Annotated in this window: 6 protein-coding genes; 3 read left to right on the forward strand and 3 right to left on the reverse strand. The window is 70.9% G+C overall.

Going from position 1 to position 7,383, the window contains the following annotated elements:
* Nucleotides 1–138: 138 nt before the first annotated feature.
* Nucleotides 139–1,755: an ABC transporter permease gene (locus AOK17_RS18650; RefSeq protein WP_055613632.1), complete on the reverse strand. Its 1,617-nt coding sequence runs from the start codon at nt 1,753–1,755 to the stop codon at nt 139–141.
* On the reverse strand, nt 1,752–2,660 hold the full coding sequence (locus tag AOK17_RS18655) for an ABC transporter ATP-binding protein (RefSeq protein ID WP_055613633.1): 909 nt from the start codon (nt 2,658–2,660) through the stop codon (nt 1,752–1,754). Before AOK17_RS18655 ends, AOK17_RS18650 begins: the two co-directional genes overlap by 4 nt.
* Nucleotides 2,661–2,764: 104 nt before the next feature.
* On the opposite strand from AOK17_RS18655, the gene AOK17_RS18660 reads away from it, so the two are divergent.
* Entirely contained in the window at nt 2,765–3,262 is a 498-nt protein-coding gene (locus AOK17_RS18660) for a GbsR/MarR family transcriptional regulator (RefSeq protein ID WP_055613634.1), read from the forward strand.
* Between the two features lie 143 nt (nt 3,263–3,405).
* Here the strand turns inward: AOK17_RS18660 and AOK17_RS18665 are convergent, their stop codons facing one another.
* The gene (locus AOK17_RS18665; protein ID WP_055613635.1) at nt 3,406–4,926 is read right to left on the reverse strand and encodes an APC family permease; all 1,521 of its coding nucleotides are present in this window, start codon (nt 4,924–4,926) and stop codon (nt 3,406–3,408) included.
* A 227-nt stretch (nt 4,927–5,153) separates the two neighbouring features.
* Here AOK17_RS18665 and AOK17_RS18670 point away from each other — a divergent pair, with 227 nt between their 5' ends.
* Together AOK17_RS18670 and eutC are read left to right on the forward strand one after the other, a co-directional pair.
* Complete coding sequence (locus AOK17_RS18670; RefSeq protein WP_055613636.1) at nt 5,154–6,548, forward strand: ethanolamine ammonia-lyase subunit EutB; 1,395 nt, start codon at nt 5,154–5,156, stop codon at nt 6,546–6,548.
* A gap of 35 nt (nt 6,549–6,583) precedes the next feature.
* On the forward strand, nt 6,584–7,360 hold the full coding sequence (eutC, locus tag AOK17_RS18675; RefSeq protein ID WP_055613638.1) for an ethanolamine ammonia-lyase subunit EutC: 777 nt from the start codon (nt 6,584–6,586) through the stop codon (nt 7,358–7,360).
* Nucleotides 7,361–7,383 lie beyond the last annotated feature (23 nt).

A 7,383-nucleotide genomic window follows, 5' to 3' on the forward strand; every position in this document is an offset into this window, starting at 1 on the left:
TCCGGTGGGTACGTACGTGCGGGTCCGTCGTGGCTGGTCGCTCCCCCACTCTCGGCTTCGCTCGAGCGGGGGACCCCCATCACGGCGGAGCCGCAAATGTCACCGCCCCGCGCCCCTGAAGAGAAAAGGCCACCGGCGTCACGTCGTGATGTCCCGGCGCCTCAGTGCACCCAGCCCCACCCCCACCAGCGCCACCGCGATCGCCGTAAGCACCAGTACCGGTGTCCAGGTCATGTCCCCGCCCGGGAGCTTCGGGAGGTGGCCGAAGGGGGAGAGGTCCAGGAGGGCGTTCGGGAGGTCCAGGGCGGGGCCGATCCAGCCCAGGAGGAGGGCCGCGCCGGCCACGCCCCAGGCACCCGGCGCCACCGTCGGAGACACCCCGTGGAGGAGGACGGCCAGGCCGCCGATGGTCCAGATCGCGGGGAGTTGGACGAGGCAGGCGCCCAGGATGGTGGGGAGGTCCTGGCCGTAGCCGAGGGCGAGGCCCAGGCCGCCGACCAGCATGATCAGGGTCGCCCCGCCGAAGGCGATCAGCAGGTGGCCGGAGGCCCAGCGCAGACGGCCCACGGCGTTGGCGAGGATGGGTTCGGCGCGCTGGGAGGTCTCCTCGGCGTGCAGTCGCAGCACGGACTGGACGACGTACAGCGCGGCGACCATCCCGAGCATGCCGACCATCGTGGCGAGGAACGCGTCCGTGATCCCGGACTGGCCGCCCATGCGCTCGATGATCTCGCGGGTGCGTTCGTTGTCGCCGACCAGATCCGTGGCGCCCGTGGTGATCCCGCCGAAGGCGACCCCGGCGGCGAGGAAGCCGAGGCCCCAGCCGAGGACGCTGCCGCGCTGCAGCCGCCAGGCCAGCGCCCAGGCCGTACCGAGGCGGCCGGAGGCAGGGCCCGGCCGGGTCGGCAGGAAGCTCATGCCGACGTCACGGCGGCCGGCCAGGTCGTACGCGATCAGGCCCTGGAGTGCCACGGCGGCGGCGAAGAGGAGCAGCACCCACCACCGTTCGTCGGCGAAGGACCGCAGGTTCTCCAGCCAGCCGACGGGGGACAGCCAGGTCAGTACCGAGGAGCCGTCGGTCACCGACGAGTCGCCTGCCGCCCGCAGGACGAACGCCGCGCCCAGCAGGCCGCCCGTCAGTCCCTTCGCGAGCCGGGCGCTCTCCGTGAGCTGGGCGACGATCGCCGCCATCGTCGCGAAGACCATGCCGACACCCGCCGTGCCGAGCCCGAGGGCCAGCGCGCCCGAGGAGCCCTGTCCCGCGAGGCCGCCCGTGATGATCAGCGCGAGGCCCGCGTTCGCGACGAGGGCGGCGAGGAGTGCCGAGGTCAGAGGGGCGCGACGGCCCACCATGCCCGCCGAGACCATCTCCTGTCGGCCGCTCTCCTCCTCGTCCCGGGTGTGCCGCACGACGATGAGCAGGCTCATGATCCCGGCGAACACGCCCGCGTACGTTCCGATGCGCCATGCCACGAGGCCGCCGACGGAGTCGCCGAACACCGGCCCGTACATGGCGCGCAGGGAGCTGTTGGTCAGCATCTGGCGGGCCACGTCGGCGCGTTCGGCGGCCGTGGAGTAGACGCTCTCCAGCGAACCGGGCATGGAGACCACCATCAGCCCGATCACCGCGACCCATACCGGGATCATCACCCGGTCGCGGCGCAGCGCCAGCCTCAACAGGGTCCAGGTACCGGCCAGTTGACGGGACCCACCCGCTCGTACGCCGAACCGTGCACCCGAAGCCACGGCGGTCATCGCGACACCGCCTCCGCCCGCACGTCCTCCTGGTAGTGCCGCAGGAACAGCTCCTCCAGGGTCGGCGGAGTCGAGGTCAGGGACCGTACGCCCGACTCGGTGAGCGAGCGCAGTACGGCGTTCAGCTTGTCGCTCTCCACCTGGAGTTTGACCCTGCCGCCCTGGACGTCGAGGTCATGGACGCCGGGCAGGGCCGCCAACCCGTTGGGCGGGCCCGCGAGTTCGGCGGTGACGCTCGTACGGGTCAGATGGCGCAGCTGGGTGAGCGAACCGCTCTCCACGGTCCGGCCCTTGCGGATGATGCTGACGCGGTCGCACAGCTCCTCCACCTCGCTGAGGATGTGCGAGGAGAGCAGGATGGTACGGCCCCGGTCGCGTTCCTCCTCGACGCAGGACTGGAAGACCTCCTCCATGAGCGGGTCGAGGCCCGACGTCGGCTCGTCCAGGATCAGCAGGTCCACGTCCGAGGCGAAGGCGGCGACGAGGGCGACCTTCTGCCGGTTGCCCTTGGAGTAGGTGCGCCCCTTCTTGGTCGGGTCGAGTTCGAACCGCTCGACCAGGTCCGCCCGGCGCGTCTTGTCGAGGCCGCCGCGCAGCCGGCCGTACAGGTCGATGACCTCGCCGCCGGAGAGGTTGCGCCACAGGGTCACGTCGCCGGGGACGTACGCGATCCGGCGGTGCAGTTCGACCGCGTCCGTCCACGGGTCCCGGCCCAGCAGCTGGGTGGCGCCGGAGTCGGCGCGCAGGAGGCCCAGCAGGACGCGGATGGTGGTGGACTTCCCGGCGCCGTTCGGGCCGAGGAAGCCGTGGACCTCACCGGTCTCGACGTCGAGGTCGAGACCGTCCAGGGCGTGCGTGCTGCCGAACGACTTGTGCAGTCCGGAGACGGTGATTGCCTTCGTCATGGTTCAGAACGTACGCTTCTTTCAGAAATTTGTGAAGTTAAGGAAGCATAAAAAGGACCGATACACTCGGGGGTCGGTGCGTGAGCAGGGGAGATGATCGAACGATGACGGAGCCGAGTGCGGTGGGGCGGGACCCGGAGGCGGTGTCGAAGTTCGTCGAGGGCTTCGCGGCACAGCTCGTCGAGGCCGGTATGCAGCGGATGGCCGCCCGGGTCTTCGCCGCGCTGCTCGCGTCCGACTCCGGCGCCATGACCTCGGCCGAACTGGGCGAACAGCTCCAGGTCAGCCCCGCCGCGGTCTCCGGCGCGGTGCGCTATCTCGCCCAGGTCCACATGGTGTCGCGGGAGCGCGAACCCGGCTCGCGACGCGAGCGGTACCGGGTGCACAGTGACCAGTGGTACGAGGCGCTGACCAGCCGTGACGCCGTACTCAAGCGCTGGGAGCACACCCTGCGCGAGGGCGTCGACAGCCTCGGGGTGACGACCCCCGGCGGACAGCGGATCGCCGAGACGCTCGCCTTCTTCGAGTATCTGCAGGGCGAGCTCGGCCAGTTGATGGAGCGGTGGCGGGAGCACCGGGACAAGACGTTCGGCCAGGGCTGACGTACAGCACCCGGCCGAAGGCCCATCGCGAACACCACCGCGAACGCCATCGCGAACACCACCGCGAACGCCATCGCGAACGGCGCCGCTAACACCACCGCGAATGGCGCCGCGGACTCCGCCGCCAACTCCCTCGCGGCTGGCTACCTCTCCTTCGTCTCCTCCAGGACCGTCCTGCCCAGCAGCGCGTACCCCTCCGGACGCCGCCGCTTCAGGTACTGCGCGTACGCCACCCCGCCCGCGCCGATCAGCACGACGATCCACGGGGTGGCCTTCAGGACGATCGAGCCGGACTCGGGGCCGGCCGCAACGCCCATGTTGGACACCAGGAGGACCACCACCGCGAGCATCGCGAGGCCGCCGACGAGTGGGGCGGTGAAGGTCCTGAACCAGTGCCGGGACTCGGGGTGGTTCTTGCGGAAGTAGGCCAGCACCGCGAAGGAACACACCGCCTGCACCACCAGGATGGCCATCGTGCCGAGGATGGCGAGCAGGACGTACGTACCGGTGTACGGGTCCTTGCCGGCCGCCCAGAACGCCGCGAGCAGCACCGCGCTGACGATCGTCTGGACGAGGCCCGCGACGTGCGGGGAGCCGTGCTCGGGGTGGGTGCGACCGATGGTGCGCTGCAGTGACGGCAGTACGCCTTCGCGGCCGAGGGCGTAGAGATAGCGGGCGGCGCAGTTGTGGAAGGCCATGCCGCAGGCCAGCGAGCCGGTGATCATCAGCCACTGCATGACGATGACGGCCCAGTGGCCGACGTACTGCTCGGTGGGGTTGAAGAAGAGGGCGAGCGGGTTGGAGGACGAGGCCGCCTCGACGGCCGCCGCCTCGCCGTTGCCCGTGATGGCCATCCAGGAGACGAAGACGTAGAAGACGCCGACGCCGAGCACCGAGATCATCGTGGCCTTGGGGATGATCTTCTTCGGGTCGCGGGACTCCTCGCCGTACATGGCCGTCGACTCGAAGCCGACCCATGACCAGAAGGCGAAGAAGAGTCCGAGACCGGCCGAGGTCCCCTGGAAGGCGTTGACCGGGTTGACCGGGCCGAACGTGAAGCCGTCCGGGCCGCCGCCGTGCAGGGCGACGGAGATCGCCATCGCCGCGAGGATCGTCACCTCGGTGGCCAGCAGCACCACGAGCAGCTTCTCGGCGACCGACACCCCGAACCAGGTGCCCATGGCGTTGATCGCGAGCATCAGGATCGCGAACGCCCACCACGGGACGTCCACCCCCGTCTGGTCGTGGAGGGTCGTCGTGGCGAAGGTCGAGAAGATACCGATCAGGGCCGGCTCGAAGACCACGTACGCGAAGGTCGCGAGGAGCCCCGAGGCCAGGCCGACGGTCCGGCCGAGGCCGAACGAGATGAAGCCGTAGAAGGCGCCGGTGGACGTGATGTGCTTCGCCATCGAGGTGAAGCCGACCGCAAAGATCGCCAGGACGACCATTGCGACGAGATAGCTCGCGGGGGCTCCGATGCCGTTGCCGGAGGAGACCATGAAGGGCACATTGCCCGTCATCGCGGTGATCGGCGCGGCCGTGGCGACGGCCATGAAGACCACGCCGAGCAGGCCGATCGCGTTCGGCTTGAGCCGGTGGACGGTGGTGTCCTCGCCCGCCGTGCCCGCCGCCGCCTCGGGGGCTGTGCCCTCTTGTACTGCCATCGGGTGGCCCCTTTCCATGGTCGTCCGCGGTCGCCCGCTGGTCTTCACGCTCGTCTTCGGTCGACCGGAATGCTGCACGGAAAATGAGTCGTGTCGCCGGTCCGGGCGTTAAATGTTTGTCAACCAGACCTTTAGAACACCTGTGGATCGCCCCGGCAGCGAACGTCTGCGTTAACTCTCCGCCCGGCCATGGACCCCGTACGCCCGCGCTTCGTACCGTCCCCGGCATGAGCACGTACACCTCCACCCTCGGCGGCCGTACCCACCGTTTCGACGGCCTCGCCCGGCTGCTCGCCGCCGCGAGCCCAGAACGTTCCGGCGACCGCCTCGCCGGGCTCGCCGCCGAGTCGGCGCAGGCGCGGGTCGCGGCCCGCTGGGCGCTGGCGGACGTGCCGCTCGCGCGGTTCCTCGCCGAACCGGTGATCCCGTACGAGGACGACGACGTCACCCGGCTCATCGTCGACACCCATGACGCGGCGGCCTTCGCGCCGGTCGCCGGTCTCACGGTCGGGGAGTTCCGGGAGTGGCTGCTCTCGGACGCGGCGGACGCGAGCGCCCTGACCGCGCTGGCCCCAGGCCTGACGCCCGAGATGACGGCGGCCGTCTCCAAGCTCATGGGCAACGCGGACCTGGTCGCGGTCGCCCGCAAGGTCCGGGTCGTCACGGCCTTCCGCTCGACGATCGGCCTGCCCGGCCGGCTCGCGACCCGCCTCCAGCCCAACCACCCCACCGACGACCCGGCGGGCGTCGCCGCCGCGCTCCTCGACGGACTCCTCCTCGGCTCCGGCGACGCGGTCATCGGCATCAACCCGGCGACGGACAGCCCCAGGGCCGTACGGGACCTGCTGGAACTCCTCGACGGCGTGATCCAGCGGTACGCGATCCCCACCCAGTCCTGCGTGCTCAGCCACGTCACGACGAGCATCGACCTGATGGCCGCCGGGGCGCCCGTCGACCTCGTCTTCCAGTCCATCGCCGGTACGCAGGCCGCGAACGCGTCCTTCGGCGTCACCCTCGGCCTCCTCGACGAGGCGTACGAGGCGGCGCGCGCCCTGGGCCGCGGCACGGTCGGGACCAACGCCCTGTACTTCGAGACCGGCCAGGGCAGCGCGCTCTCCGCCGACGCGCACCACGGGGTGGACCAGCAGACGGTCGAGGCACGCGCGTACGCGGTGGCCCGCCGCTACGAGCCGCTGCTGGTCAACACGGTCGTCGGCTTCATCGGCCCGGAGTACCTGTACGACGGCCGCCAGATCCTCCGAGCCGCCCTCGAAGACCACTTCTGCGGCAAGCTGCTCGGCCTGCCCATGGGCCTGGACATCTGCTACACGAACCACGCCGACGCGGACGACGACGACATCGCCACCATGCTGACCATGCTGGGCGTGGCCGGGGCGTCCTTCGTCATCTGCACACCCGGCGGCGACGACATCATGCTCAACTACCAATCCGCCTCCTTCCACGACGTGTTGTACCTCCGTGAGGTCCTGGGGCTGCGCCCGGCACCGGAGTTCGAGGCATGGCTGGACGGCATCGGCCTGCTGGACGAACGAGGCGGAGTACGGCCCGTCGCCGGCACTTCCCACCCCTTGATGGCCATCGGCAAGGAGCTGGCAGCATGACGGACCGTCAACTGGCCGTGCTGGTAAGGGCATTGATGGAAGGGGCGACGGCTCCCGAGCCGTCGGACGCCGCGCTGTGGGCGGGGCTGCGGCAGCACACCCAGGCGCGGATCGGGCTCGGCCGCGCCGGGTCCGCCCTGCCCACGCGTCACCGCCTCGAACTCCAGGCCGCGCACGCGGCGGCCCGGGACGCGGTGCACTCGCCGTTCGACCCGGACGTGGTGGCGTCCGCGCTGCCGGGTGTGCCGACGGTACGGGTCCGGAGTGCGGCTCCCGACCGGTTGACGTACCTCCAGCGGCCTGACCTGGGCCGCAGGCTCGACGACGTCGACCGGGCGCATCTGCCGCGTGATGCCTGCGGCTCCTGGGACGTCGTTTTCGTGGTCGCGGACGGGCTGTCGAGCCGGGCCGTCCATGAGCACGCGGCGCCGGTGATCCGGGCGACGACGGCTCGGCTGCCTGTCGGGTGGCGGGTCGCGCCGGTCGTCCTTGCCGAGCAGGCGCGGGTGGCGCTCGGGGACGATGTCGCCCACGCGCTGGGCGCGGCCATGGTCGTCGTCCTCGTCGGCGAACGGCCCGGGATGTCGGCGGCGGACTCCCTGGGGGCGTACCTCACGTACGAGCCCCGGCCCGGCCGCACCACGGACGCCGACCGGAACTGCCTCTCCAACATCCGGCCTCCGCTGGGCCTGTCCTACGACACGGCTGCCGCCAAGCTGACGTCCCTGATGGCGCGGGCGCGGGAGCTGGGCCGTACCGGGGTGTCCTTGAAGGACGACTTGGACGATGGGGTGGTGGGGTTGGCGGGGTAGGCGTTTTCTTCGCCCCCGCCGCC

Origin of the sequence: Streptomyces phaeochromogenes (assembly GCF_001418655.1) — a bacterium.
GTDB lineage: Bacteria > Actinomycetota > Actinomycetes > Streptomycetales > Streptomycetaceae > Streptomyces > Streptomyces phaeochromogenes.

Excerpts from the sequence above, each read along its gene's own strand:
- AOK17_RS18650 (WP_055613632.1), bottom strand. The coding sequence starts at position 1,755 with ATGACCGCCGTGGCTTCGGGTGCACGGTTCGGCGTACGAGCGGGTGGG.
- AOK17_RS18655 (WP_055613633.1), bottom strand. The coding sequence starts at position 2,660 with ATGACGAAGGCAATCACCGTCTCCGGACTGCACAAGTCGTTCGGCAGC.
- AOK17_RS18660 (WP_055613634.1), top strand. The coding sequence starts at position 2,765 with ATGACGGAGCCGAGTGCGGTGGGGCGGGACCCGGAGGCGGTGTCGAAG.
- AOK17_RS18665 (WP_055613635.1), bottom strand. The coding sequence starts at position 4,926 with ATGGCAGTACAAGAGGGCACAGCCCCCGAGGCGGCGGCGGGCACGGCG.
- AOK17_RS18670 (WP_055613636.1), top strand. The coding sequence starts at position 5,154 with ATGAGCACGTACACCTCCACCCTCGGCGGCCGTACCCACCGTTTCGAC.
- eutC (WP_055613638.1), top strand. The coding sequence starts at position 6,584 with ATGGAAGGGGCGACGGCTCCCGAGCCGTCGGACGCCGCGCTGTGGGCG.